This is a genomic window from Blattabacterium cuenoti, assembly GCF_014251775.1.
Taxonomy (GTDB): Bacteria; Bacteroidota; Bacteroidia; order Flavobacteriales; family Blattabacteriaceae; genus Blattabacterium; species Blattabacterium cuenoti_H.
The window spans coordinates 1-26,427 of the sequence record NZ_CP059199.1 but is presented as its reverse complement, the minus strand read 5'-3'; the positions used below and the strand labels follow the sequence as shown (position 1 = coordinate 26,427).

Below are 26,427 nucleotides of genomic sequence, written 5' to 3'. Positions count from 1 at the left end.
TTACCATAATAAATAATAATAACATAAAATATATAATATAATTTATAAAAAAAATTATGAAGTATAAAAAAGATCCAATTATTATTGGTATTGAATCCTCATGTGATGATTCTGCAGTATCTATTATTAGATCTAGAAAAATTTTATCTAACGTTATAATTGGTCAAAATATACATAAAAAATATGGTGGAATTGTTCCGGAATTAGCTGCAAGATTACATGATAAAAACTTATTAAAAGCAATAGATAAATCTATTAAATTAGCAAATATAAAAAAATATCAAATTGATGCTGTATCTTTTACCATTGGACCAGGATTAATAGGTTCATTATTAATAGGATGTTCTTTAGCCAAATCATTAGCGATAGGATTAAATATTCCTATTATAACAGTTGATCATATTCAAGCACATACATTAATACATTTCATAGAAAATGGAAATATTAATAATTCTTATCCAAATTTTCCATTTTTAAGTTTAGTAATAAGCGGAGGACATACATTAATTATAAAAGTAGATGATTATTTACATATGAAAGTATTAGGTAGTACACTAGATAATCCTATAGGAGAAGTATTCGATAAGATTGCTAGAAAATTTGGTTTTTCTTATCCAGGAGGAGTTTTTATAGAAAAGTATTCTAAATATGGAAATTTTAAAAAATTTAAATTTCCAAAACCACTAGTAAAAGGGTTAAATTTTAGTTTTAGCGGATTAAAAAGTTATATTTTTAGATTTATTGATGAAAAATTAATAAAGGATCCTAATTTTTTAAAAAAAAATCTATTTGATTTATGTGCTTCTATTCAAAATATTATAATAGATATTCTTATAGAAAAAATACATAAAGCAGTTATAAAAACTAAAATAAACCGGATTACTTTATCAGGAGGAGTTTCATCTAATGAAAGAGTTAAAAAAGTTTTTTTATTTCAAGCTAAAAAAAATAATTGGAATTTATTTATTCCAAATAATCTTTATACTAATGATAACGGTGCTATGATAGCTATTACAGGAATGATAAAATATCATAAAAAACAGTTTAATTCCCTTAATGTAACACCATATTCAAAGTTTAAATATTTCATTAATTAGATGCATCTACATATTAAATTTCTATCGCCATATGCATCATCAATACGATCTATTGATATCCAAAATTTGTTTTCTTTTATCCAATTAAGTGGATAGGCAGCTTTTTTTCGACTATATGGATAGTTCCAATTATCATTGGTCAATGTTTCTATACTATGAGGAGCATTTTTAATAACATTATTTTCTTTAGAATATTTTTTACATTCTATTTCTTTAATTTCTTGTCTTATTGATATAAGAACTTCTATAAAACGATCAATTTCACTTTTTGATTCACTTTCAGTAGGTTCAATCATCATACATCCATTTACTGGAAATGATATAGTAGGTGCATGATAACCGTAATCGATCATTCTTTTTGCAATATCTGTTACTTCTATTCCGAAAGGTTTAAAAATTTTACAATCTATTATTAATTCATGTGCTACCATATTATTTTTTCCAACATATAATATATTATAAAAATTTTTTAATTTTTCTTTTATATAATTGGCATTTAATAATGATATTTTTGTACAATTGGTTAAACCATTTGCTCCTAATAATCGAATGTAAGCATATGATATAGTTAATATAAGAGGAGCTCCATATGGAGAAGAAGAAATAGTTAATATTCTTTTTTTATATTTTTTATTATATAATGGATAATTAGGTAAAAATGGAATTAAATGTGATTTTACACAGATAGGCCCCATTCCAGGACCACCACCACCGTGAGGAATAGCAAATGTTTTATGAAGATTTATATGACATACATCAATTCCTAAATCTGAAGGTTTAATTAGTCCAACTTGAGCATTCATATTTGCACCATCCATATATACTTGTCCTCCATTTTTATGAATAATTTTAATAATCTCTTTAATATTTTCTTCATATATTCCATGTACAGATGGATAAGTTATCATTAATACAGATAAAAAATTTCTATATTTTTCAATTTTTTTAAGTAAATCTTCTATATCAATAGATCCATTTTTTATTGTATTTAATAAAATGATTTTCATTCCAGCCATTTTTGCTGAAGCTGGATTAGTTCCATGAGAAGAAGAAGGAATCAATGCTATATTTCTTTGATATTCTTTTAACGAATGATAATATTGTTTTATTGTCATAAGTCCAGCATATTCTCCTTGAGCACCTGAATTAGGTTGTAAAGAAATTCCAGGTAATCCTGTAATTTCTTTTAAATAATTTTTTAATTTTTTTATAATAAAACTATATCCATTTGATTGCTTACTAGGAACAAATGGATGGATATTTTTCCATTCATTTTGAGTTAAAGATTCTAATTCTACAGATGAATTTAATTTCATCGTACATGATCCTAATGGAATCATAGAATGATTTAAAGAAATATCTTTTTTTTCTAATCTTTTAATATAGCGGATTAATTCATTTTCTGAATGATATTTATGAAATGTTTTATGATTTAAAAAATCAGATTTTCTTTTTAAAGAAATAGGAATTTTATCTTTTTTAAGAATTATATATTCTTTTCTTTTTTTTGATTGAGTTGCTTCAGCAAAAATAGATGAGATGTCAATAATATCATTATAATTAGTAGTTTCATCTAAACTTATAATGATTTGGTTATTTTTTGGATAACCAAAATTAATTTTATTTTTTTCAGATATTTTTTTTATTTTTTTTATAATATTAGAATTTGTTTTTATTCTAATTGTATCAAAATAATATTTATTTAATTGATTTAAATTCTCATAATTAGATAATAAATATTCTAGAATTTTAGCATTTTTATGTATATTTTTAGCTATTTTAATTAATCCATTTTTTCCATGATAAACGGCATACATAGAAGAAATTATGGCAGGTAAAACTTGTGATGTACATATGTTAGAAGTTGCTTTTTCTCTTCTTATATGTTGCTCTCTGGTTTGTAATGCCATTCGTAATGCTTTTTTATTATTTTTATCAATTGAAACACCGATTATTCTACCTGGTAGAAATCTTTTATATTCCTCATTAATTGAAAAAAATGCAGCATAAGGTCCTCCATAGGATAATGGAATTCCAAAAGATTGACTAGATCCTATTACTACATCTGCTCCTAATTCTCCAGGAGATTTTAATAAAATTAAAGATAATAAATCAGCAGATATTATTATTGGAATATTATTTTTTTTTGCATAATTAATTAATTCTAAATAATTATGTATTTCACCTAAATAAGATGGATAAGGGATTAATATTCCTAACATTATTTTTTTATTATATTTTCCTTGAATTAATTTTTCATAATTATCTTCAATTAATTTAATTCCTAATCCAAAACATCTTGTTTTTAATACGTATTTAATTTGTGGTAATACTTCATTTGAAATGAAAAAATAATGATTATCGTTAACTTTATTATTATTTTCTTTTAAAAATTTTTGGTATATCATAAATAAAGCGTCTCCTGCGGCAGAAGATTCATCTAGCATCGATGCATTACTAATTTTCATTCCGGTAATATCTGAAATCATGGTTTGAAAATTTAATAAAGCTTCTAATCTTCCTTGAGATATTTCAGATTGATATGGAGTATAAGGTGTATACCAATTTGGATTTTGTAAAATATTTCTTTGAATAACACTTGGAACAATTGTATTTTTATATCCTATACCTATATAAGAACGATATATTTTATTCTTTTTTCCAATATTATTAATATGATTTAAATACTGATATTCAGATATAGAATCAGGGAGATTCAAATCACCATTAAAACGAATTTTTTCAGGAATGGTTTTATTTATAAATTCATTTAAAGATGATGATTTTATAGTTTTTAACATATTTTTTATATCTTCATTAGAAGATCCTATATGTCTATAGCAAAAATCATCTCTTTTGATGTAATCATCTCTCATATTTCATGATATTAACAAAATGTGTTTATATTACAAAGTTAGAAAAATATTTATTTATCAAAAAAATTAAGAATGAAGGTTACTATTATTGGATCGGGAAATGTTGGTTCTTCTTGTGCTACTTTTTTAGCTAAAAAAAATATAGTCAGAGAAATTGTACTTATAGATATTAAGCCAAAAATTTCTGAAGGAAAAAGTTTAGATATATCACAAATGATTTCTATTATAGATTCTAGTACAAAAATAAATGGATATACAAACGATTATACAAAATCAGAAAATTCTGAAATAATAGTTATTACTTGTGGAATAACTAGAAAACCCGGAATGAGTCGTGATGATTTAGTGAATACTAATTCTAAAATTATAAGGTCTGTTGTAAATAATTCTATAAAATTATCTCCTAATGCTAAGTTTATAGTTGTTTCTAATCCATTAGATGTAATGACATATATTACTTATATGACAGCTAAAATAAATCCTTATAAAATAATAGGGATGGCAGGAATTTTAGATTCTGCAAGATATTGTTATTTCTTATCTAAAAAAATAAATGTATCTCCTGTTAATATTCAAACTTTATTATTAGGTGGACATGGAGATACCATGGTACCTTTATATAGATATACTACTATTTCTGGAATTCCCATTAAAGAATTTATATCAGAAGAAGATAATCAAGAAATTATTGAAATGACTAAATACGCAGGAGCAAGTATAGTTAATTATTTAGGAACTTCTGCCTGGATAGCACCATCAATGTCTATTGTAAAAATGATTGAATCTATTTTAACAAATTCTAGAAATATATATTGTTGTTCTTCTTTCTTAAAGGGAGAATATAATTTAAAAAATATTTTTTTAGGGGTCCCAATAATTTTAGGAAAAAATGGAGTTGAAAAAATTATAGAATTACAATTAAATAAGAATGAATTATATTTATTACATAAATCTGCATATCAGATAAATAATATTTTAGAAAAAATAAAATTATAAAATTTTATTTTTCTATAAAAATTAAAATATTTCCACTTTTATATGATATTTCTATTTTTTCTTTTATAGATTTATTTCTTATTCCAATATCTTTTCCGATTTCCATTTTCATATATTTTGTAGAATATTTTAATCCATTAGTTCTTAATCCCATAACTTTTGGAAATGGAAAAAGAGATATTATTTTATTTTTTTTTACGAAAAAATTAGATTTTTTTTGAAGAAAAAAATATGAATAATATTTATCATAAAATATTATAGATAATTCATTTTTATATTTTAATGCTACAGAAATATTACCTAAAAAATGATCTTGTTCTTTTCCACTAGCTCCCCAAACATTTATATTAAAATAACCTTTATGAAAAATAATGTTCAAAGCTTTTTCAAAATCAGTTTTTTGTTGATTAAAAGTTTCAAAAATACATTTTTTTACAGAAATTTTTCCCTTGTTTAAATAAGGAAAAGAATCAAAATCACCGCTAAAATAATCTACTTTAATTTTATTTTTTTTTAAGTAATTATATGCACCATCCACGGCAAAAATTTTTTTATTTTTATTGTAAAAATTTTTATTAAAAATTGGTGGATTTCCATTAAGAAATAGTTCTATTTCCGGTCCTTGATAACGATGATTAATATTCATAATTTTATTTAAAAATAATAATTTTTTATATAATTTATAATCATATGATTAATCTAATTTAATCTAAAAAAGAAATAGTATCATTTTTATGATATTTATTTAATTTTATTAAATCATTATGTGATTCATATTCTATAATATTTCCTTTTTTAAGAAGAAGTATTTTATCAACATTTGTTAATGTTGAAATTTTATGAGTTATAATAATAGATGTTTTTTGTTTAACTATAAAATTAATAGCATTTTGAATTATTTTCTCTAGTTTATTATTTAATGAAGCAGTAGATTCATCAAGAATTAGTATTGAATAAGGATGCATTTGAATTCTTAAAAAGGAAATTAGCTGTTTTTCTCCAGTAGATAATAATTCTCCCCTTTCTTTTACTACATATTGATAACCATTTGGAAATGATTTTATAAAATCATGTATTCCAATTTTTTTTGCCATATTTTTGACCGAATTAAAATTTATTAAAGGATTACCTAATGTTATATTATTTAAAATAGAATCATTAAATAAGAAAATATTTTGGGGAATAAATCTTATATGAAATCTTAAATTTCTTAAATCAATTTTTTTTATAGAAAATCCATCTATATATATATTTCCTTTTTTTAATTCATAAAATCTAGAAATTAAATGAGCAATTGTTGATTTTCCAGATCCTGTATCACCTATTATAGCTATTTTTTCACCTGGTTTTATTTTGAAAGAAATTCTATTTAATATTAATTTTTTCTTATTATTTGGATAATAATAATATACATTATTAAATGTAATAAATCCTTTAATTCTTTTAAAAAAAAGTTTATTTTTATATTCTAATTTTTCAGAATGATGATCATTATTATTTAATATATAAAATATTCTTTCTATTCCTACTAATCCTCTTTGAATAAGATTAAATCTATCTGCTATTTGCCGGACTGGTCTAAAAAGTAAATAAATAAAAAAAATAAAAGCTATTATTTCTCCTGGTTGGATTTCTTTTTTTATTGCATAAATTCCTCCATAAAAAATTACTATACTTATCATTATTGCAGAAATAAGTTCTACTAATGGAAAAAAAATAGAAAAATAAAAAACTGTTTTAATATGAGCATTCATCAATTTATAATTGATTGATTTAAATTCTAAATATTTTTCTTTTTCTTTATGAAAGATTTGTATAATAAACATTCCTATTATATTTTCTTGAATAAAACTATTTAAATGAGAATTATGTCTTCTTTCTTCATGAAAAGTATTTTTAAGTCTTTTTTGAAAAAATCTGGTTATTATATATATAACAGGAATAATTAATAATATTATAATTGATAATAAATGATTGATAGTATACATCATTATAATGATCATTACAATTTTAATTATATCTCCAGATATTAAAAGTATTCCATCATTAAATATAACACTTATAGTTTCTATATCTGAAATACAATAAGAAATTATTTTTCCTACTGGATTTTTGTTAAAAAAGTAATTTTTAAAATGTATTAATTTGTTGAATAATAATATTCTTATGTTTGAAATAATATTTTGAGATAAAATATTAGAAAGATATAATAATACAAAATTTAAAAAACTTTCTAAAAAAAGAAAAAATATACTAATCACTAATATTTTTTGAAATCCTAATAGATCTTTATAAATAATATGATAATCTATAATTTCTTGTATTAATTTTGGTCTATAAGATGATATAAAAGAATTCAATATAGATATAATAATTATTAATATTAAAATTAATTTATAATCTAAAATAAATTCTATGAATTTTTTTAAATTATTTTTCATAAAAAAATATCTTTTGGATAGATAATTTTTGAAAGAAATAATCCGTATGGTGGAACTAAAGGACTACATAATCTAAAATTTTTTGATTCTATAATTTTTACAAAATCATCTATAGAAATTTTATTTCTACCAACATCAATAATGGTACCTATAATGGATCGTACCATAGATCTTAAAAATCTATTAGCTTCAATTGTAAAATAAATTGATTCTTTTTTTCTATACCAAAAAGCACGATAAATTTTACAATTATTATTTTTATTTTTTTGAATTTTTTTACAAAAAGCACTAAAATCTTTATAATCTAATAGCTTTTTTGAAGCTATATTCATTTTTTTTATATTTAATGAATAAAAGCAATACCATGATAAATTTTGATTAAAAGGATTTTTTTTGCATGTAATATGATATTGGTATATTCTTTTTATTGCATCAAATCTTGCATGAACATTTTTTTTTACTGGAAAAATATTTAATATTTTTATAGAATTAGGTAAAAAAATATTTACTCTATTTTTTAGAGTATTAAAATCAATATTGTTTTTATCATAATAATCAAAATGCGCAAACATTTGTTTAGCGTGAACGCCTTTATCTGTTCTACTAGCTCCTATTAAATTTATTGGATTACGCAAAATTTTTGATAAACAATATTCCAATTTTTCTTCTATTGTATTTACTTTTTTTTGTATTTGCCATCCATAAAAATCTTTTCCATTATAAGATAATTCGATAAAAAATCTCAATAAATGTTAATATTTTATTTTAATTCAAATTTTTAATGATAATATTACAACTTTTTCGTATTTTTTTTATTAGTTATATGTAGTTATGTTTTAATTAATTCTTTGTTCTAAATAATTTTTTTTGGTAATTTTATTATATAATTTAATAATCCATTAATTAATTAATTAATGATTCTATTTTTATTAGAAGATTTATAATTAATAATTTTATTTGATTGTATAAAAATAAAAAATTAACATTTGAAACTATATTTTATCCAAAAGTATTGAAAATGGTTAAATAATTTTTTTTAGAAAAAATTCCATAATCTAAATTAGATAATCTTAATCTTAAATTATTTTTTTGATTTTAAAATGATCAATTATTAATAATATTTTAGAATGGAGTAAATGTATATTTAAATTTTTTTATTTATTATTTTCTAGTCTATTATACTTAAATGCTTATACTTACTTATATGGTCGATAAGTATTATTAGACTAAGTCTATAAATTTTATTTATCAATAAATTTATTAATTATGATGATAACCTATCATAGATATTTCTATATTAGCTTTTTTAGGTAATCCCGAAACTTGTACAGTTTCTCTTGCAGGATATTGTTTTTTTCTACTGAAAAATTCAGAATATACTTTGTTAACTTTATCAAAATCATCCATTTTTTTTAAAAAAATTGTAGATTTAACAATATTATCAAAATCCATCCTATTTTTTAATAGTATAATTTTGATGTTGTACATTATTTGTGTAGTTTCTTTTTCAATCGAAGAAGAAATTAATTTTCCGGATTTTATATTGATTCCAATTTGTCCAGATATAAAAAGGAAATTTTTTATCAAAACATATGAACTATACGGCCCATGAATAGGAATATCTTTTGATATAGAATTTTTTTTAAAATTCATGATTATTAATAGCTAAATTTTACGTAATTAAATTTACATATAATTAAATATTTTTAGAATGATTTATCATTGTTTATATTTTCTTTATTTTGTATTAATAATTATAAAATATTTTTATTTTATATTTATATTTTTTTGACCCATAATATATCTGAACATGTTCCTAATATTTCTAGCATATTCATATTAAATATAGGATGTAATTTATTTGGATTGATTTCACACATTGGAAAAAGTACAAATTTCCTAAAATGTAATAACTTATGTGGAATAATCAAGTTACTTGAATTTATAATTAATTGATCATAAAATAGTATATCTATATCTATTTTTCTATTTTCATAAAAAATATTTTTTGGATTTTTTTTTTTTTTGATTATTAAATATTCTATATTTAATATCATTTTCAATAAATTCATTGGTGATAAAATTGTACTTACACGGAAAATTCTATTCAAAAAATTTGGGGTGTTTTTTTTCATATTCCATGCTTGACTTTCAAAGTATGAAGATTTTTTAGTTATTGTTCCAATTTTTTTGGAGATCAATTCTAAAGAATAATTAATATAATTTTTTCTATCACCTTGATTGCTTCCTGCTAATAAATAAGTAAAATGTTTTTTCAAAATAAAGAAAAAATTTATTTATTTTATAATGTATAATGTACAATATTACTAAAAAAGTATAATTTTTATTTAAATTAAAGGATAAAAATATTAATGGAATTAGCTATAAATTTTATGAAGAATTTTTTTTCTCAAGGAATAGCAATAGATTTAGGAACTGCAAATACACTAATAATGTATGATGATAAGGTGGTAGTTGATTTACCTTCAATAATTGCTATAGATGTTAGAACAAAAAGAATTTTAGCAGTGGGAGAAGAAGCAAAACAAATGCAAGGTAAAACACATGAAAGTATTAAAATATATAAACCGTTAAAAGATGGAGTGATTGCAGATTATCAAATAGCAGAATTAATGATAAAAGAATTTATAAAAAAAATTCCCGGAATAAACAATAAAATTTTTACACCATCATTAACTATGGTTATTTGTATTCCATCTGGTATCACAGAGGTAGAAAAAAGAGCAGTTAAAGATTCTGCTCAACATTTAAATGCTAAAGAAGTTTATTTAATAGAAGAACCAATGGCAGCCGCTATTGGTTCTGGAATATCAGTAACTAAAGCAGAAGGGAATATGATTATTGATATAGGTGGTGGAACCACAGAATGTGGAGTAATCGCTTTAGGTGGAATAGTATGTAGAAAATCGATAAAAATTGCCGGGGATGTTTTTAATAATGATATAGCATATTTTTTACGTAGTAAATATAATTTATATATAGGGGAAAGGACCGCTGAAAGAATTAAAATAAAAATAGGAGCCGTAATGGATTCTATTGATCCTATTCCTGAAGATATTCATATAAGAGGAATAGATTTAACCACTGGAAAACCTAAAGAAATGAATATTTCTTATAAAGAAACGATCCCAGCACTTGATAAGTCAATTTTAAGGATTGAAGATGCTGTTATGGAGACATTGTCTAAAACTCCCCCAGAATTAGCAGCAGATATTTATAAAACTGGAATTTATATGGCTGGAGGAGGAGCTTTATTGAGAGGATTAGATACAAGAATATCTAATAAAACCGGTTTATCTGTTTTTTTAGTTGAAGATCCATTAAGATCTGTAGTAAAAGGGACAGGAGTAGCGTTAAAAAATATTGATAAATTTACTTTTTTAATGAAATAATTAATTAATTTCTTTATTAATATGTGCAATTCTTCTAATATTTTTTTTAAGTATAAATTTATTATTCTATTTTTTATATTAGAGTTTATAGCGATATATTTTACTTTTTCTAATCAAAAATTTGTTTGTGATGGTTCAAATTTTTTATTTGGAAAAATTTATGAAACTATTTATGAATTAAAAAAATATTTTCTATTAGAAACAGAAAATAAACAACTTTTAGAAGAAAATAAAAGGTTACATCGTGAAAGTATTTTTTCTAAAATAACAAAAATATCTAATGATTACACAAAAGTAAATGAAGAATATTTACAACAGTATACCTATACACCAGTACAAATTATAAATAATAATATTCATAAACAAGAAAATTATATGATTATAAATAAGGGTGAATTAGATGGAGTTAAAGTAGATATGGGATTAATATTACCTAATGGAATTGCAGGGATAATAGTAAAAACTACGCCTAATTTTAGCACTGCTATTTCTTTACTTAATTTAAAAATAAAATTAAATGTTAGATTAAAAAGAGATAAAAATTTTGGAACTTTAACTTGGGATGGTAATGATTATAAATATTTAATTTTATATGACATTCCTAAATATTCTTCTATAAAAATAGGAGATATTGTAGAAACTGATGGTAAATCTTCTACTTTTCCAGAAGGAATTCCTATTGGAAGAGTTTATTCTTATAAGTTAGATGATGGAAAAGCAAATTTTATAGTAAAAGTTAAAATATTTTCCGATTTTTCTACTATTAGAAATGCTTATCTTGTTAAAAATCTATTAAAAAAAGAATGGGACGATCTTAATAAAGATTCGGATTAATACAATAAATGAATATTATTAAAAATATTTTTATTTTAACAATTTATATTTTTTTTCTTGTTTTAATTCAAATATTATTTTTTGAATATCCTATATTTTTAAATGAATGTATATCTATAATTTTTATATTAACTTATCCATATAAATGGAATAAATATATATTTCTAATATTTTCATCTTTCATTGGATTTTTTATCGATTGTTTTATGAATACAATAGGAATACATATGTTTTCTACAACATTATTGGCGTTTATACGATTAGATATTCTAATTTTTTTTGATGGAAAAAATTGTTTAAATAGTAATAGATTTTCTATTTATAATTTATCATTTTTGAAAAAATTTTTTTATATTTTTTCATTAATTATAATGCATGATATGTCATTATTAATATTAGAATTATTGAATGAATCAGCAATTTTTAATAAAATTTTTTTTTTAAAAAGATTATCCAATAGTATTTTTACAGCTATTTTATGTATTATATATTTTTTCTTTAGAAAAAATTAAAAATTGAAGTACTTATTTAAATTTTATCTATTATTAAGTGTTATAGGTTTAATTTTTACAATGAGATTATTCTATATACAAATATATACAGATAAATATATATTAAATGCTTATAATACTTCTATAAAGAAAGAAATTATTATTCCAGATAGAGGTTTTATTTTCGATAGAAATAAAAAATTATTGGTATTTAATAAACCAATTTATGAGTTAATAGTGATTCCAATACTCCTAGAGAAAAATTTTAATGTTAAAGAATTTTGTAATCTAGTAGGTATTGAAAAAAGTACTTTTTTTAAAAATTTAGAAAAAGCTAGATCTTATTCAAAATATTTACCTTCTATATTTATACCTCTTATTCCAAAAGAAAAATTTGCATCTATACAAGAAAAATTATACAAATATAAAGGATTTGATTGGACCAAACGTTCTATTAGAGATTATAAAGTAGAAAGTTCTATTAATGTTTTAGGATATACCGGGGAAGTTACTAAAAAAGATATAAAAAGAGAATCCAATTATTATCAAATAGGAGATTTTATTGGTTGGACAGGGGTTGAAAAATATTATGAGAAAATTTTAAGAGGTAAAAAAGGCATAAAATATTGGTTAAGGGATAGAAATGGAGTTATTATAGATAGTTATAACCATCAAAAGAATAATATTAAAGCTGTGAGTGGTAGTGATATTTATTTGACTATAGATTGGGATTTACAAAAATATGTGGAAAAACTTATGATTCATAAAAAGGGTGCGGTAGTCGCTATAGATCCAAATAATGGTGAAATATTATCTTTAGTTTCTAGTCCTGTAAGTGATCCCAATTTATTTGTAGGAAAAAATAGATCTAAAGAATTTAAAAAATTAATAAAAGATGTAGATAAACCATTATTAGATAGGGCTACACAAGCTAAATATTCTCCGGCTTCTACATTTAAATTATTAGTAGGATTATCTGGATTACATATGGGTGTTATTAATGATAAAACGCATTTTTCATGTCATAATGGTTTTAGATATGGTAAAAAAAGAATTCGTTGTAAATCTAGAATTCATGGGATTCCTATTGATATAAAAACTGCAATAGCTGTTTCTTGTAATAATTATTTTGCACAAGTTTATAAACGTATCATAGAAAAATATCCTAAAAATTTAACAAAAAGTGTTAATGAATGGAGTGACATTGTTAAAAGTTTTGGTTTTGGAAAAAATTTTTCTAACGATTTAACTTCTAAAGAAAAAGGTATAATCCCTACTGGAGATTATTATAACAAGAAATATGGAGAAAAAAAATGGAATGCTATGACTATTATCTCCAATAGTATTGGACAAGGTGAAATAAACGTAACTCCTATTCAATTAGCCAATTTATCTTGTATAATGGCAAATAAAGGTTTTTTCTATACTCCTCATATTGTAAGAAGTATAGATAAAAATTTAACATCTTTTTATAAAAAAGCAAAATACACTAAAGTGAAAAACAATAAATATTTTAATTCCATAATTAATGGAATGGAAAAGGTATTTTTAATTGGAACTGGAAGGAGTTTTAAATATCCTAGTATTAGAATGGCCGGAAAAACAGGTACTTCTCAAAATTTTATTTATTTTAACAAGAAAATGATATCTCTTCCTGATCATTCAATTTTTATTTTATTTGCCCCTGTAGAACATCCTAAAATAGCAATTTCTGTAGTTATAGAAAATGGTGGTTTTGGATCAAATATTGCCGGACCATTAGCCAGTCTTGTTGCTGAGCAATATATCAATCATAATATAAACAGAAAAAATTTGGAAGAAAAAATTGTAAAATCGGATTTACAAAAAATATATAATTCTATTGCTAGAATAAAAAAATTAAAAAATTCTTATGGAAAAAATTCTTTTAATAAGAAGAAGGAGAAATTATATTAATAATATAGATTGGTTTATTATAATAATATATTTCATAATAACATTTTTTGGTTATATAAATTTATATTCTGTTTCTATTGAAAAAGCGGAAAAACAATTAATATGGATATTTATTAGTTTTATTTCTATATTAATTATTTTTTCATTTAAACCCATTTATTATAAAAATTTTTCTATATTATTTTTTATAATAACTTTATTATTACTAATAGGAGTTTTCTTTTTTGGAAAAGAAATTAATGGATCGAAATCTTGGTATATAATAGGTCCTATAAATTTTCAACCATCTGAATTAGCTAAAATATCTACATCTTTAGTTATTGCTAACTTATTGAATAAGTATAGTTTAAACAATAGAAAAATTTTTTTTATTATTTTATTAATACTTATTTTACCTTCATTTTTAATATTTAAGCAACCTGATCCTGGTTCTTCTATAATTTTTTCTTCTTTTTTTTTGACTTTGTATAGAGAAGGATTATCAATAATATTTATATTATATTGTATTTTTTTCATATTGTTATTTATACTTCCTCTATTAAAAATATCATATTCTATAATTATTTCATTTTTATTTTTATTTTTATTTATTATTTTTATAACGAAAAAAAAAAAAAAAATTTTTGATTATTTTTATTACATAATTTTATTTATAATTTTTTCTTCTTTTTCCGTTATTTCTCCATTTATTTTAAAAAAAGTATTAAAACCACATCATATAAATAGAATAAGTATTTTATTTCAAAATGAATTTGATAAAAAATATAGAAATGATATAGGATATAATTTATTATATTCTAAAACTGCTATTGGATCTGGAAAAATTTTTGGAAAAGGATTTCATAAGGGAACATTGACTAAGGGTAGGTTTGTTCCAGAACAACATACTGATTATATTTTTTGTACAGTCGGTGAAGAATGGGGTTTTTTGGGTAGTGTTATTTTAATAATTTTTTATTTATTATTTATTGGTAGGATTTACTTTTTATCTGAAAAACAAAAAGATCCTTTTGGAAGAATTTTGGGATATTCAGTAGGAAATATTATACTTATTCATTTCTTTATAAATCTAGGAATGGCAATGGGGTTATTTCCTACAATAGGAATCGTTCTGCCATTTTTTAGTTATGGTGGATCATCTTTTTTATCTTTTACTATATTATTTTTTTTATTTCTTAGAATAGATGCATTTAATCAATCTAATTATAGATTATAATTTTTTTTTTCAAAAAAAAATATTATATTACAGTCTTTCATTTAAAATAAAAAATATAAGGGGTTGTTTTATGGTTATTGACAGCAATTTTATTCAATAAAAGTAAGCATATCGTGTTTATAGTAATGATTCGCACGTAAAATCATCGTTACAAAAATATAAAAGGCGAAGAAAAATACGCTTTTGCTGCTTAGTTTTTTTTAATTAAGCTATAAAACTCATTATTTGGGTAGCAAAATGTCTTAAATCAAGAATTTTTTCCTTATAATTCTTGAAATAATTAAGATACTATCATAATGTTTTAAGGAATGAGAAAATTGATGATTCTAATATTTTCTGAATTTTTTTTGAATCTTAAATTTATATTTGGAATCCAAAAACCGGATATAAATTGAATTATTAAATTTTTTGGATAAATATGTAGAAATCTTTTATTGTAGTTGTTTGGACGCGGGTTCGAATCCCGCCAACTCCATTTTATAATTTTTTTATATTAGATCTTAGAAAAGAAAGAAAATAAATACACAATTTTTTTTATATAGTATATTATCTGGAATTCTATTGTATTTTGGTTGGCCAACCAATGGGAATCCGTTATTTTTATTTATATCTTTTGTTCCGTTATTATATGTAGAAGAATTTTTGAGTAAAAAAAATAATTTTCGTTATATTTTTTTATTTTCTTTTATTTCATTTTTAATATGGAACTCTACAACCACATGGTGGTTAAGTTATGCAAAAAGGCCTGATGGAAGTTATGCAATTGAGGCATTTTTAATTCCCATATTATTTAATTCTCTTTTTATGTCCATTATTTTTATTATTTATTCATACATAAAAAAAAATTTGGATAATAGAGATATTGGATATATTTTTTTAATTTGTTTTTGGATTTTATTTGAAAAACTTCATTTAGAATGGGAATTATCTTGGCCATGGTTAAATTTAGGAAATGGATTCTCTAACCAGATAAAATGGATTCAGTGGTATGAATATACTGGAACATTAGGTGGAACTATTTGGATATGGATAGTAAATATTGGAATAATAAAATCTATAATTAGATATAAAAAAAATAAAAATATAATTGTTTTATATAAAAATTGTTTAATAAATGTTATGAATATCATATTAATGATTTTTATATCAATTGTAATTTATAATAATCTAATAATAAAACGAGATTATGTTGTAACAACATTGTTGTTACAACCTAATATTGATCCATATAGTAAAAAAATGTCTACAAAAAAAATAATATATGAATTAAAAACGTTAATTAATAAAAAAATTATTAAAAAACCTTTATTAGTGGTTGCTCCTGAAACTTTATTTTCATTATCAGAAAATAAAGCTATATCTAATTCTAATTATTTAGATATAAATGATAATGAAGTTATTAATCAATTAAGAAATTTTTTGAAAAAAAAATCTCCTAAAACTATATTTATAACTGGAGTAGAATTAACGACTTTACATAAAAAGAAAAAATTTTATAATTCTATAATTCAAATAAAAACAGATAGTAAACATATTTATTATCATCATAAATATAAATTAGTTCCAGGTGGAGAAAATTTTCCATATAAAAATATTTTATATCCTATATTAGGAAATATGTTACTTGATTTTGGTGGAAATATTATAGAATTAGGAAAACTAAATATAGTTTTATTCAAACATTTTCATTTTAATATAGCGCCTATTATATGTTATGAATCAGTATTTGGAGAATATGTATCTAATTTTTGCAAAAAAAATGCAAATTTAATGGTAATCATTACTAATGATGGATGGTGGGGTAAATCAGAAGGATATAAACAACATTTATATTATTCACGTCTTAGAGCCATTGAAACCCGAAAATATATTGCTAGATCATCTAATACTGGAATATCTTGTTTTATTGATGAAAAAGGAAATATAAAATCATTTTTACCTTATGGGAAACATGGAGTTTTATATCAAAAAATATATTCTAATTCTAAACAAACATTTTATATAAGAAATGGAGATTTATTATATAGAATATGTTTTGTTATTACAATTATAATTATTTTATATTTATTGATATATAAATTTATAATTAATAAAAATATAATAAATTAAATTTTCTGGAAAGCTTCTGTTAAATAATGAATTATATCGGTAGAATTAATAGATTCTTCCCCTAATTTTTTTGAAGCTATATCTCCTGATAATCCGTGCAAATAAACACCAATAATACATGATTCTATTGAAGAATATCCTTGAGATAATAAACTAACTATAATTCCTGTAAGAACATCTCCACTTCCAGCAGTTGCCATTCCAGGATTTCCGGTGCTATTAAAATATAATTCTTCATCAGGAGTAGAAATAATAGTATAAGCGCCTTTTAACACAATGAATATTTTATATTTTTTAGAATATTTTTTTAAAAGATATAATTTTTGATAATCATTATTCCATGATCCAAATAAATTTTTAAATTCTTTTGGATGAGGAGTTAATATTGTATTACTAGGAAGTAAATTAAGTAAATATTTTTTTATAGATAAAATATTTATAGCATCTGCATCAATAACAGCAGGAATTAAATTTTCCTTAATTTTATATAAAAATTTAATAAAAGAATTTATTGTATTGGAATGTATTCCTAATCCCATTCCTATTCCTATAGCATTTATTTTATCTATATCTGTAATAGTAATATTACTTATGTAATTTTTTTTTTTATCAGTTTTTACAATAGCTTCGAAAACATTATTTTGAATTATATCATATCCACAATATGGAACATATATACTTAATTTTCCAATTCCACTACGAAAACTAGCTTTTCCAGCAAGTATTATAGATCCAATCATACCATAACTACCACCTATAATTAATCCATGACCATAATTTCCTTTATGAGAAAATTTTTTTCTTTTTTTTTTTAAAAAAGAAACATCCTTTTTTTCTATAAAAAAATATTTACAATATATTTTTTTATCAATAAATTTTTTTTTCCATCCGATATCTAGTAAATGCCAATTATTTATAAAATTCTCATAATCAGGCAATAAAAACGGTAACTTTGGAATTTGAAAACTTAGAACATGATCAGATTTAATGATAGAATTGGAAGAAAATTCAATATTTTTTTCGATAAAAATTCCAGAAGGAATATCTATAGATAAGACAGATAAGAATTTTTTTTTATTTATAAAATGGAAAAATGACTGCCAATATTTTGTTATTGGTCTATTCAATCCTATTCCTAGAATAGCATCAATAAGATAACTTTTTTTATTTAAAATAGGAAAATAGTCATTTTCATAAATGTTATGAATTTTTATTTTATAATAATTCAATAAATTATTTTTATTTAAAATAAATTCATTAGAATAATGATTAGAAATATTAATTATATATACAGAAGGTTTTAATCCATTTATATATAACAATTCAGCTAGAGCCATACCATCTCCTCCATTATTTCCATTTCCTGCTAAAATTATAAAAGGATATTTTTTATATTTTATAAATTTAGAATTTTTAATCCAATCAAAACATTTTTTTGCAGCTCTTTTCATTAGCTCAAAATGAGAAATAGATTCGGATTGGATACAATTTTTATCTGCCTGTTTTATTTGTTTTAAAGAAAGAATTTTCATTTTTTGAAATGAATTTATTATTTTTAACGATTAATCCTAATGATTTTCTAATGATTTAGTTTTTATCTATAATGCAATAATGCAAATATATAAAATGATAAATTTAAATGGGAGAATATAAACTTATACTTCCTTCTATGGGTGAAAGTATCAATGAAGCTACTGTCATTCGTTGGTTAAAAAAAGAAGGAGATTTTGTAAAAAAAGAAGAAATTTTAGTAGAAATCGCAACAGATAAAATCAATTCTGAAATTCCATCTCCTATAAGTGGTATTATAAAGAAACTACTGTTTGCTACTAATGAAATTGTTAAAATAGGATATCCCATAGCAATTTTAGAAAAAAATAAAAAAAATGAAAAAAATAATTCTATATCTTTTAAAGAAACAGAAATAACAAAGAATAAACAAAAATTTTATTCACCTCTTGTTCGTTCTATTGCTAAAAAAGAAGGAATAAATTATTATGAGTTAGAAACAATAAATGGAACCGGTGAGTATAAAAGAATTACTAAAAAAGATATATTAGACTATATTAAGAAAAAAAATAAAGAAAAATTTTCTTTATCTGAAGATAAATCATCATATAATAATATTTTTTACTCTAAAAAAATTGATAACAATGAAATAAATGAAGATATATTTGAAATGAATAGGACTCGTCAAATGATATCAAAAAATATGATAGATAGCAGAAGAATATCAGCACATGTTACTTCTTTTGTTGAAGCAGATGTTACTAACATTGTGAAATGGAGGAATAATATTAAAGATTCATTTCAAAATAATACCGGAGAAAGATTAACACTGATGTCAATTTTTGTTGAATGTGTGGTAAAAGCCATCAAAGATAATCCTATGATCAATATATCTGTAAATGGTAAAAATATTATCAAAAAAAAAAATATAAATATAGGTTTTGCTACTGCATTACCTAATGGCGATCTAATTGTTCCTGTAATTAAATATGCGGATTCATATAATTTAAGAGGATTGATAAAGATTATTAATGACTTAATAAAAAGAGCAAAATTAAATGAATTAAAACCAGAAGAAACTAGAGGAGGAACTTACACTATTAGTAATATTGGTAGTTTTGGAAATCTTTTTGGAACACCAATTATAAATCAACCACAAGTAGCTATTCTTGCCATAGGATTAATTCATAAAAAGTTATCTATCATAGAAAGTTCAAAAGGAGATTGCATTGGAATTAGATATAAAACTTACTTATCTCATTCTTATGATCATCGTGTTATAGATGGATTTTTAGGAGGTAGTTTTGCTAAAAGAGTCGCTATATATTTAGAAAAATTTAACTTTTATACAGAAATATAAATAAAATAACGATGATTACTTTTGACGTGTTAATTGAAATCCCTAAAGGAAGTAGAAATAAATATGAATTTGATAAAGATAATAATTTAATCCGATTGGATCGGGTATTATATTCTCCTATGATTTATCCGGCTGATTATGGATTTATTCCAAATACTCTTTCTTTAGATGGAGATCCAATGGATGTATTAGTTTTTTTAACAGCTCCCACTATTCCTGGATGTTTAATTAAAGTTAAACCGATTGGAATTTTTTCTATGGTTGATAATAAAGAGAAAGATGAAAAAATAATATGTGTTCCACTTTCTGATCCAAATTATAATAAAATTGAAGATATTAATGAAATTCCATTACATGCAAAAAAAGAGATAGAACATTTTTTTTCTGTTTATAAAGATTTAGAAAATAAAATAGTAAAAATAGAAGGTTGGAAAAATAAAAAATCTGCTATTCATTTGTATAAAGAATCTTATTTGCGTTTTAAAAAAAAACAAAATTAATAATCAAATAAAGTTTTTTATTCTATTTTTTTAGATGGAGCATTAGTCATAAGATCTTTTCCAGAATTATTTTTTGGAAAAGCTATAAAATTTTTTATATTATCACTATTTCGTAATAGAGTTATTAACCGATCTAAACCAAAAGCAATTCCCCCATGAGGTGGAGCACCATATTCTAATGCCTTAGTGAAAAATCCAAAAATGGAATTTATTTTTTTATATGAAAATCCTAAATGTTTAAATATAATATTTTGTATATTTTTTTTATGAATTCTTATAGAACCACTGGCAATTTCTATTCCATTTATAATTAAATCATATGATTTAGATCTTACCTTTTCAGGATTCGTTTTTAATAAATGAATATCTTCTTCTTTAGGACTAGTAAATGGATGATGCATGGATTTATAAATTTTTTGTTTTTTTTTCCATTTCAATATAGGATGATCTGTAATCCAAACAGGAGAATAAATTTTTTTATTATTTTTAATATCAATTATTTTAATTATTCTATTACGTATTTTATTTAAAATAAATCTTGCTAAATGCTTTTTACCATAAGAAATGAATATATAACTCATTGTTTTAATTTCAAAAAACTTGGAAATTATATATAAATGTTTTATATTAATATTTTCTTTATTATTAATAATAGATATTTTTTTATCTGATAAATATTTAATACAAAAAATATTATCGTTTTTAATTTCTTTAATTAAAAAATCAATTTTTTTGTAAATAGTTTCATTAAAATTTTCTAATTTAATTCCTATTATCAATTCATTCTCTACAAGAGAATGAATATTTTCTTTATAAATTAAAGAATTTAAGTTACAAAACTCCATTCCGTAACGGATATCAGGAGATTCTGTTCCATATTTTTTAATAGATTCTTTATAAGGGATAACAGTAAATTTTTTATTTAATAATTTAATATTATTAATATAAAAAATATAATGAATAAATTTTTCAAAAAATTTTAATATACCCTCAATTTCTACAAATGCCATTTCACAATCTATTTGAGTAAATTCTATTTGTCTATCAGAACGAGAATCTTCGTCTCTAAAACATTTAACTATTTGGAAATATCTATCAATCCCACCAATCATCAATAATTGTTTAAACATTTGAGGCGATTGAGGAAGTGAATAAAATTTATTTTGATATTTTCTTGATGGAACAAAAAAACTTCTAGCCCCCTCAGGGGTGTGATTAATTAACATAGGTGTTTCTATTTCTATAAAATTATTGTTAGATAAGAAATTACGTATTTTTAATACTATATTATGACGGAATATTAAATTTTCTTTTATAGATGATCTTCTTATATCAAGATATCTATAAGTCATTCTATCTTCTTCTTTTCCATCTATTTCTTTTTTATTGATATTGAATGGAAGAGGAATAGATTTATTCAAAATTTTTATTTTTGATACTATTACTTCTATTGATCCTGTATGTAAATCATAATTTTTTGAATATCTTTCAACTACTTTTCCTTCTATTTTTATTAAAAATTCTTTTCCTAAATTTTCTTTTATTTTATTTTTATCAATTATTAATTGGGTTATTCCAAAATAATCTCTGATATCTATAAAAAATAAAGATCCTAAATTTCTTATTTGATTTATCCATCCAGATAATATTACTTGATCACCTATATTTTTTTTACATAACTCTCTACAATTATGTGTTCTATACATAACAGATATATTTTTATTAATTATTATTATAATTATTCAGATAATTCTTCATAAGCTTCTATTGAATCTCCTGATTTTATATCAGGATAATTCTTTATACCTAATCCGCATTCATATCCTTTTTTAACTTCTTTAACATCTTCTTTAAAACGTTTTAAAGAATTTAACTCACCATTATAAATGATAACTCCTTCTCTAATTAATCTAACTTTTGCATTTCTGTATAATTTTCCTTCAATTACCATACATCCTGCTATTTTTCCTATCTTAGGAATTTTAAATATCTCTCTAACTTCTGCATTTCCCAATATTTTTTCTTTTTTTTCTGATGAAAAAAGTCCATTTATAGCTTCTTGAATATCATTTATTACATCATATATGATAGAATAAGTACGGATTTCTATATTTTCTTTTTTTGCTATATTTCTTGCATTTACATTAGGACGAATATTAAATCCTATCACAATAGCATCTGAAGCAGTTGCTAATAGAATATCTGATTCTGTAATTTGTCCTACTCCTTTGTAAATAATACTAATAACTATATTATTTCTAGATAATTTTTGTAAAGAATCTGCTATAGCCTCTACTGAACCATCTACATCTCCCTTAATAATTATTTTTAATTCTTTAAAATCACCTAAAGCTATTCGTTTCCCTATATCATCTAATGTAAGGTGTTTTTGAGCACGAATACTTTGTTCTCTTTTTAACTGTTCTCTTCTTATAGCTAATTGTTTAGCTTCTTTTTCATTTTTAAATACTTTAAATTTCTCTCCTGGAGTAGCAGCACCATTTAATCCTACTATAGTTACTGGTTTAGATGGCCCTGCTTGTAAAATATATTTTCCCCTTTCGTCCAATAAATTTTTAATTTTTCCGTGATGAGCTCCAGCTAAAACATAATCTCCTATTTTTAAAGTACCTCCTTGTATAAGAATAGTGGTAATATATCCTTTTCCTTTATCTAAAGATGCTTCTATTACTGTTCCTACAGCTGGTTTATTAGGATTAGCTTTTAAATTCAATAATTCTGAAACTAGAATAACTTTTTCTAATAATTCTTTAATTCCTGTTCCTACTTTTGCTGATATCTCTTGAGATGGAATTTTGCCTCCCCAATCTTCAACTAATAAATTAAGTTTTGATAATTGTTCTTTAATTTTATTAGGATTTGAATTAGGTTTATCAATTTTATTGAATACAAAAATCATTGGCACATTAGCGGCTTGTGCATGACTAATTGCCTCTTTTGTTTGTGGCATTACTTGATCATCTGAAGCTATTACTATAATTGCAATATCAGTTATTTGTGCTCCTCTTGCTCTCATAGCAGTGAAAGCTTCATGTCCAGGAGTATCTAAAAAAGTAATACTTTGATTTTTATTACATTCTACGCTATAAGCTGCTATATGTTGAGTAATCCCCCCTGATTCTCCTGCAATAACATTTGTATTTCTTATATAATCCAATAATGAAGTTTTACCATGATCTACATGTCCCATAATAGTAATTATAGGAGGTCTCGGTTTCAAGTCTTTTTCTAAATCTTTATTATCTTTAATTGCTTCTTCTAAATCTAAATCTATAAATTCTAAATTATATCCAAATTCATCAGCTACTAATGTTAAGATTTCTGTATCTAATCTTTGATTCATAGTTACCATAACCCCCAAAGACATACAATACATGATTATATCAGCTGGACTTACGTTCATCATTGATGATAGTTCATTAACTGTAGTAAATTCAGATAATTTTAATAATTTTTCTTTTTTCTTACTTTCTATTTTTACTTGAATATTTTTTTTGTATTCTTTTTTATTCTGACGTTTTTCTTTTTTTATTTTTAAATGCTTTGATTTTGTAGCTTTATTGGATGAATTTTCTAAATTTTTTTTTATTTTTTTTTCAATTTTTCCATTATTAATTTTTAATCTTTTATTTTGATTATTTTTTTTTAATAATTTTTTTTCATTGAAATTAAATGAATTAGTAAAATTATTCTTTTTAATTTTTTTATGAAATTTTTTATCATTAAAATTAGAATTAACAAATGATATTTTTTTTCTAATTCTTTTTCTCTTTTTTTTTAAGTCTTGATTATTTTTTTTTTCGAATTTAGATAGATCTATTCTATCACCTGTTAAAATAACACCATCTAATTTTTGATAGATAGTATTTATATGTTCAGGTTTTTTATAAATTTTATTTTTATTTTTTTCTAATTCTAGTTTTTTTTCTAATTCTAGTTTTTTTTCTAATTCTAGTTTTTTTTCTAATTCTAGTTTTTTTTCTAATTCTAGTTTTTTTTCTAATTCTAGTTTTTTTTCTAATTCTAGTTTTTTTTCTAACTCCAATTTTTTTCTATCTATTTTATTTTTTAATAATAATTTTTCTGATTTATTAAAATTTATATGATTTTGAAATTCTTTTACTATAAATTTATATGTTTTTTCTTCTATTTTAGAATTAGGATTATTTTCTATTTTAATTCCATTTTTTTTTAAAAAATTAACTAATCTTTGTAATGATATGTTATATCTAGTTAATACCGTTTTTAATCTAATTTTATCAACCATATTTTATTTTTCAATTAAGAACAAAAATAAAAATTTAGTGATAAAAAAAACTTATAAAAGTTTTAATTTTTTAATGTTATTAATTTATTTTTCGAATTCTTTTTGTAGAATAGTAACTATTTTAGTTATTATTTTTTCTTCAATATTAGTTGCTTTAATTAAAGAATTTTTTTTATAATTTAAAATAGATTTTGCAGTATTTAGTCCAAGTTTACGAAATTTTTCTAAAATTATTGGATCAATTTCGTCAGAAAATTCAGTTAATTCGACATCATCTTCAAAATGAAAATCTTTAAATACATATATTTTATAACCGGTTATTTGACTAGCTAATTTTATATTTTGCCCATGTTTTCCAATAGCTTTAGAAATTTCCTCTACTTTTAAATATACATTTGCAAGTTTTTTTTCTTCATTCATTTCTATCATAGAAATTTTTGCAGGACTTAATGAACGAGTTATATAAAGTTCATTATTAGAAGTGTAATTAATTATATCTATATTTTCATTTCTTAATTCTTTTACTATAGGATGTATTCTAGATCCTTTTATCCCGACACATGCTCCTATTGGATCGATTTTATCGTCATAAGATTCTACTGATATTTTAGCTTTATCACCTGGAATTCTAACAACTTTTTTTATTGTAATTAATCCTTCAGATATTTCTGGAATTTCCAATTTAAATAATTCTTTTAAAAAATTTGAATCTTTTCTAGTGAGAATGGCAAAAGGTTTATTATCCTTCCATTCAACTTTTTTTACTAAAACTTTAACTAGATCCCCTTTTTTAAAAAAATCATTTGGAATTTGTTCTTGTTTTGGTAAAATCATTTCATTGAGTTCTTCATCTCTAACAATTATATATCTTGGTAAAATATGATATACTTCAACGCTTATAACCTTTCCTATTTTATTTATAAATTTTTTATAAATATTTGTATTGTCATGTTTATTTATTTTTGATAAAAGATTTTGTTTTAAAGATAAAATTGCTCTTCTTCCTAAAGATTTTAATTCTACTTTTTCTGTTACTTCTTCACCTATTTCAAAATCAGGTTCTATTTTTCTTGCTATAGATAATTCTATTTCTCTATTAGTATTTTTTACTGATCCATCTTTTACCACTATTCTATTTCTCCATATTTCTAAATCTCCTTGATCAAGATTAACTATAATATCATAATTTTTTGAAGATTCATATTTTTTTTTTAAAACAGATCGTATAGATTCTTCTAAAATAGACATAAGATTTATTTTGTCTATATTTTTTTCATATTTAAAGTCTGAAAAAGAATCTATTAAAGATTTATTATTCATAAGTTTACATAAATTATAACTTTTTTAATATTAATAACTTAA

Annotated in this window: 20 protein-coding genes and 1 other RNA gene; 11 read left to right on the top strand and 10 right to left on the bottom strand. The window is 22.0% G+C overall.

The window, feature by feature from the left end:
* The first annotated feature begins 56 nt into the window (after positions 1 to 56).
* Positions 57 to 1,097 (top strand): tRNA (adenosine(37)-N6)-threonylcarbamoyltransferase complex transferase subunit TsaD, encoded by a 1,041-nt coding sequence (gene tsaD / locus H0H58_RS00105; RefSeq protein WP_185865041.1) that lies wholly within the window; start codon positions 57 to 59, stop codon positions 1,095 to 1,097.
* Here tsaD and gcvP read toward each other — a convergent pair.
* Complete coding sequence (gene gcvP, locus H0H58_RS00100) at positions 1,094 to 3,973, bottom strand: aminomethyl-transferring glycine dehydrogenase (protein WP_185865040.1); 2,880 nt, start codon at positions 3,971 to 3,973, stop codon at positions 1,094 to 1,096. The two genes, tsaD and gcvP, sit on opposite strands and share 4 nt — an antisense overlap.
* 72 nt (positions 3,974 to 4,045) lie before the next feature.
* Between gcvP and H0H58_RS00095 the strand changes: the two genes are divergently transcribed.
* The gene (locus tag H0H58_RS00095; protein ID WP_185865039.1) at positions 4,046 to 4,969 is read left to right on the top strand and encodes a malate dehydrogenase; all 924 of its coding nucleotides are present in this window, start codon (positions 4,046 to 4,048) and stop codon (positions 4,967 to 4,969) included.
* Between the two features lie 4 nt (positions 4,970 to 4,973).
* Here H0H58_RS00095 and H0H58_RS00090 read toward each other — a convergent pair whose 3' ends face one another.
* The 5 genes from H0H58_RS00090 to folK all read right to left on the bottom strand — a co-directional run bounded on the left by H0H58_RS00090 (position 4,974) and on the right by folK (position 9,689).
* Complete coding sequence (locus H0H58_RS00090) at positions 4,974 to 5,615, bottom strand: thiamine diphosphokinase (RefSeq protein ID WP_317168427.1); 642 nt, start codon at positions 5,613 to 5,615, stop codon at positions 4,974 to 4,976.
* Between the two features lie 58 nt (positions 5,616 to 5,673).
* Positions 5,674 to 7,410, bottom strand: a complete 1,737-nt coding sequence (locus H0H58_RS00085) for an ABC transporter ATP-binding protein (protein ID WP_185865038.1) — start codon at positions 7,408 to 7,410, stop codon at positions 5,674 to 5,676.
* Positions 7,407 to 8,156, bottom strand: coding sequence for a tRNA pseudouridine(38-40) synthase TruA (gene truA / locus H0H58_RS00080; RefSeq protein ID WP_185865037.1), 750 nt, complete (start codon positions 8,154 to 8,156; stop codon positions 7,407 to 7,409). Before truA ends, H0H58_RS00085 begins: the two co-directional genes overlap by 4 nt.
* Before the next feature lie 514 nt (positions 8,157 to 8,670).
* A complete protein-coding gene (locus H0H58_RS00075; RefSeq protein ID WP_185865036.1) occupies positions 8,671 to 9,063 on the bottom strand; it encodes a Rid family detoxifying hydrolase in 393 nt (130 codons plus the stop codon).
* Between the two features lie 125 nt (positions 9,064 to 9,188).
* A complete protein-coding gene (gene folK, locus H0H58_RS00070) occupies positions 9,189 to 9,689 on the bottom strand; it encodes a 2-amino-4-hydroxy-6-hydroxymethyldihydropteridine diphosphokinase (RefSeq protein WP_185865035.1) in 501 nt (166 codons plus the stop codon).
* A 93-nt stretch (positions 9,690 to 9,782) separates the two neighbouring features.
* Between folK and H0H58_RS00065 the strand changes: the two genes are divergently transcribed.
* The 7 genes from H0H58_RS00065 to lnt all read left to right on the top strand — a co-directional run bounded on the left by H0H58_RS00065 (position 9,783) and on the right by lnt (position 17,408).
* Positions 9,783 to 10,823 (top strand): rod shape-determining protein, encoded by a 1,041-nt coding sequence (locus tag H0H58_RS00065; protein WP_185865034.1) that lies wholly within the window; start codon positions 9,783 to 9,785, stop codon positions 10,821 to 10,823.
* 21 nt (positions 10,824 to 10,844) lie between these two features.
* Entirely contained in the window at positions 10,845 to 11,657 is an 813-nt protein-coding gene (gene mreC / locus H0H58_RS00060) for a rod shape-determining protein MreC (RefSeq protein WP_185865033.1), read from the top strand.
* An 8-nt stretch (positions 11,658 to 11,665) separates the two neighbouring features.
* Positions 11,666 to 12,169 (top strand): hypothetical protein, encoded by a 504-nt coding sequence (locus H0H58_RS00055; protein WP_185865032.1) that lies wholly within the window; start codon positions 11,666 to 11,668, stop codon positions 12,167 to 12,169.
* Positions 12,170 to 12,172: 3 nt separating this feature from the next.
* On the top strand, positions 12,173 to 14,083 hold the full coding sequence (mrdA, locus tag H0H58_RS00050) for a penicillin-binding protein 2 (RefSeq protein ID WP_185865031.1): 1,911 nt from the start codon (positions 12,173 to 12,175) through the stop codon (positions 14,081 to 14,083).
* The gene (gene rodA, locus H0H58_RS00045; RefSeq protein ID WP_185865030.1) at positions 14,040 to 15,299 is read left to right on the top strand and encodes a rod shape-determining protein RodA; all 1,260 of its coding nucleotides are present in this window, start codon (positions 14,040 to 14,042) and stop codon (positions 15,297 to 15,299) included. The genes mrdA and rodA overlap by 44 nt, the downstream gene beginning before the upstream one ends.
* Before the next feature lie 59 nt (positions 15,300 to 15,358).
* Positions 15,359 to 15,777: a transfer-messenger RNA gene (ssrA, locus tag H0H58_RS00040) on the top strand.
* Between the two features lie 83 nt (positions 15,778 to 15,860).
* Positions 15,861 to 17,408, top strand: a complete 1,548-nt coding sequence (gene lnt, locus H0H58_RS00035; RefSeq protein WP_238785139.1) for an apolipoprotein N-acyltransferase — start codon at positions 15,861 to 15,863, stop codon at positions 17,406 to 17,408.
* Here the strand turns inward: lnt and H0H58_RS00030 are convergent.
* Positions 17,405 to 18,940: an NAD(P)H-hydrate dehydratase gene (locus H0H58_RS00030; protein WP_185865029.1), complete on the bottom strand. Its 1,536-nt coding sequence runs from the start codon at positions 18,938 to 18,940 to the stop codon at positions 17,405 to 17,407. The genes lnt and H0H58_RS00030 overlap by 4 nt on opposite strands.
* Positions 18,941 to 19,047: 107 nt before the next feature.
* On the opposite strand from H0H58_RS00030, the gene H0H58_RS00025 reads away from it, so the two are divergent.
* Both H0H58_RS00025 and H0H58_RS00020 read left to right on the top strand, forming a co-directional pair.
* Positions 19,048 to 20,277 (top strand): dihydrolipoamide acetyltransferase family protein, encoded by a 1,230-nt coding sequence (locus H0H58_RS00025; RefSeq protein ID WP_185865028.1) that lies wholly within the window; start codon positions 19,048 to 19,050, stop codon positions 20,275 to 20,277.
* 11 nt (positions 20,278 to 20,288) lie between these two features.
* Positions 20,289 to 20,777 carry an inorganic diphosphatase gene (locus H0H58_RS00020; protein ID WP_185865027.1) on the top strand — a complete coding sequence of 163 codons (489 nt, stop codon included), beginning with the start codon at positions 20,289 to 20,291 and terminating at the stop codon, positions 20,775 to 20,777.
* A 17-nt stretch (positions 20,778 to 20,794) separates the two neighbouring features.
* On the opposite strand, the gene aspS is transcribed toward H0H58_RS00020, so the two are convergent.
* From aspS to nusA, 3 genes are all read right to left on the bottom strand, one after another.
* Entirely contained in the window at positions 20,795 to 22,483 is a 1,689-nt protein-coding gene (gene aspS, locus H0H58_RS00015) for an aspartate--tRNA ligase (RefSeq protein WP_185865026.1), read from the bottom strand.
* A 32-nt stretch (positions 22,484 to 22,515) separates the two neighbouring features.
* On the bottom strand, positions 22,516 to 25,065 hold the full coding sequence (gene infB, locus H0H58_RS00010) for a translation initiation factor IF-2 (RefSeq protein WP_185865025.1): 2,550 nt from the start codon (positions 25,063 to 25,065) through the stop codon (positions 22,516 to 22,518).
* An 84-nt stretch (positions 25,066 to 25,149) separates the two neighbouring features.
* Positions 25,150 to 26,385 (bottom strand): transcription termination factor NusA, encoded by a 1,236-nt coding sequence (nusA, locus tag H0H58_RS00005; protein WP_185865024.1) that lies wholly within the window; start codon positions 26,383 to 26,385, stop codon positions 25,150 to 25,152.
* Between the last annotated feature and the right edge of the window lie 42 nt (positions 26,386 to 26,427).

What these genes read in the sequence shown, in the direction of transcription:
- tsaD (WP_185865041.1), top strand. Translation starts at nt 57, where the DNA reads ATGAAGTATAAAAAAGATCCAATTATTATTGGTATTGAATCCTCATGT.
- gcvP (WP_185865040.1), bottom strand. Translation starts at nt 3,973, where the DNA reads ATGAGAGATGATTACATCAAAAGAGATGATTTTTGCTATAGACATATA.
- H0H58_RS00095 (WP_185865039.1), top strand. Translation starts at nt 4,046, where the DNA reads ATGAAGGTTACTATTATTGGATCGGGAAATGTTGGTTCTTCTTGTGCT.
- H0H58_RS00090 (WP_317168427.1), bottom strand. Translation starts at nt 5,615, where the DNA reads ATGAATATTAATCATCGTTATCAAGGACCGGAAATAGAACTATTTCTT.
- H0H58_RS00085 (WP_185865038.1), bottom strand. Translation starts at nt 7,410, where the DNA reads ATGAAAAATAATTTAAAAAAATTCATAGAATTTATTTTAGATTATAAA.
- H0H58_RS00075 (WP_185865036.1), bottom strand. Translation starts at nt 9,063, where the DNA reads ATGAATTTTAAAAAAAATTCTATATCAAAAGATATTCCTATTCATGGG.
- H0H58_RS00065 (WP_185865034.1), top strand. Translation starts at nt 9,783, where the DNA reads ATGGAATTAGCTATAAATTTTATGAAGAATTTTTTTTCTCAAGGAATA.
- mreC (WP_185865033.1), top strand. Translation starts at nt 10,845, where the DNA reads ATGTGCAATTCTTCTAATATTTTTTTTAAGTATAAATTTATTATTCTA.
- H0H58_RS00055 (WP_185865032.1), top strand. Translation starts at nt 11,666, where the DNA reads ATGAATATTATTAAAAATATTTTTATTTTAACAATTTATATTTTTTTT.
- rodA (WP_185865030.1), top strand. Translation starts at nt 14,040, where the DNA reads ATGGAAAAAATTCTTTTAATAAGAAGAAGGAGAAATTATATTAATAAT.
- H0H58_RS00030 (WP_185865029.1), bottom strand. Translation starts at nt 18,940, where the DNA reads ATGAAAATTCTTTCTTTAAAACAAATAAAACAGGCAGATAAAAATTGT.
- H0H58_RS00025 (WP_185865028.1), top strand. Translation starts at nt 19,048, where the DNA reads ATGGGAGAATATAAACTTATACTTCCTTCTATGGGTGAAAGTATCAAT.
- H0H58_RS00020 (WP_185865027.1), top strand. Translation starts at nt 20,289, where the DNA reads ATGATTACTTTTGACGTGTTAATTGAAATCCCTAAAGGAAGTAGAAAT.
- aspS (WP_185865026.1), bottom strand. Translation starts at nt 22,483, where the DNA reads ATGTATAGAACACATAATTGTAGAGAGTTATGTAAAAAAAATATAGGT.
- infB (WP_185865025.1), bottom strand. Translation starts at nt 25,065, where the DNA reads ATGGTTGATAAAATTAGATTAAAAACGGTATTAACTAGATATAACATA.
- nusA (WP_185865024.1), bottom strand. Translation starts at nt 26,385, where the DNA reads ATGAATAATAAATCTTTAATAGATTCTTTTTCAGACTTTAAATATGAA.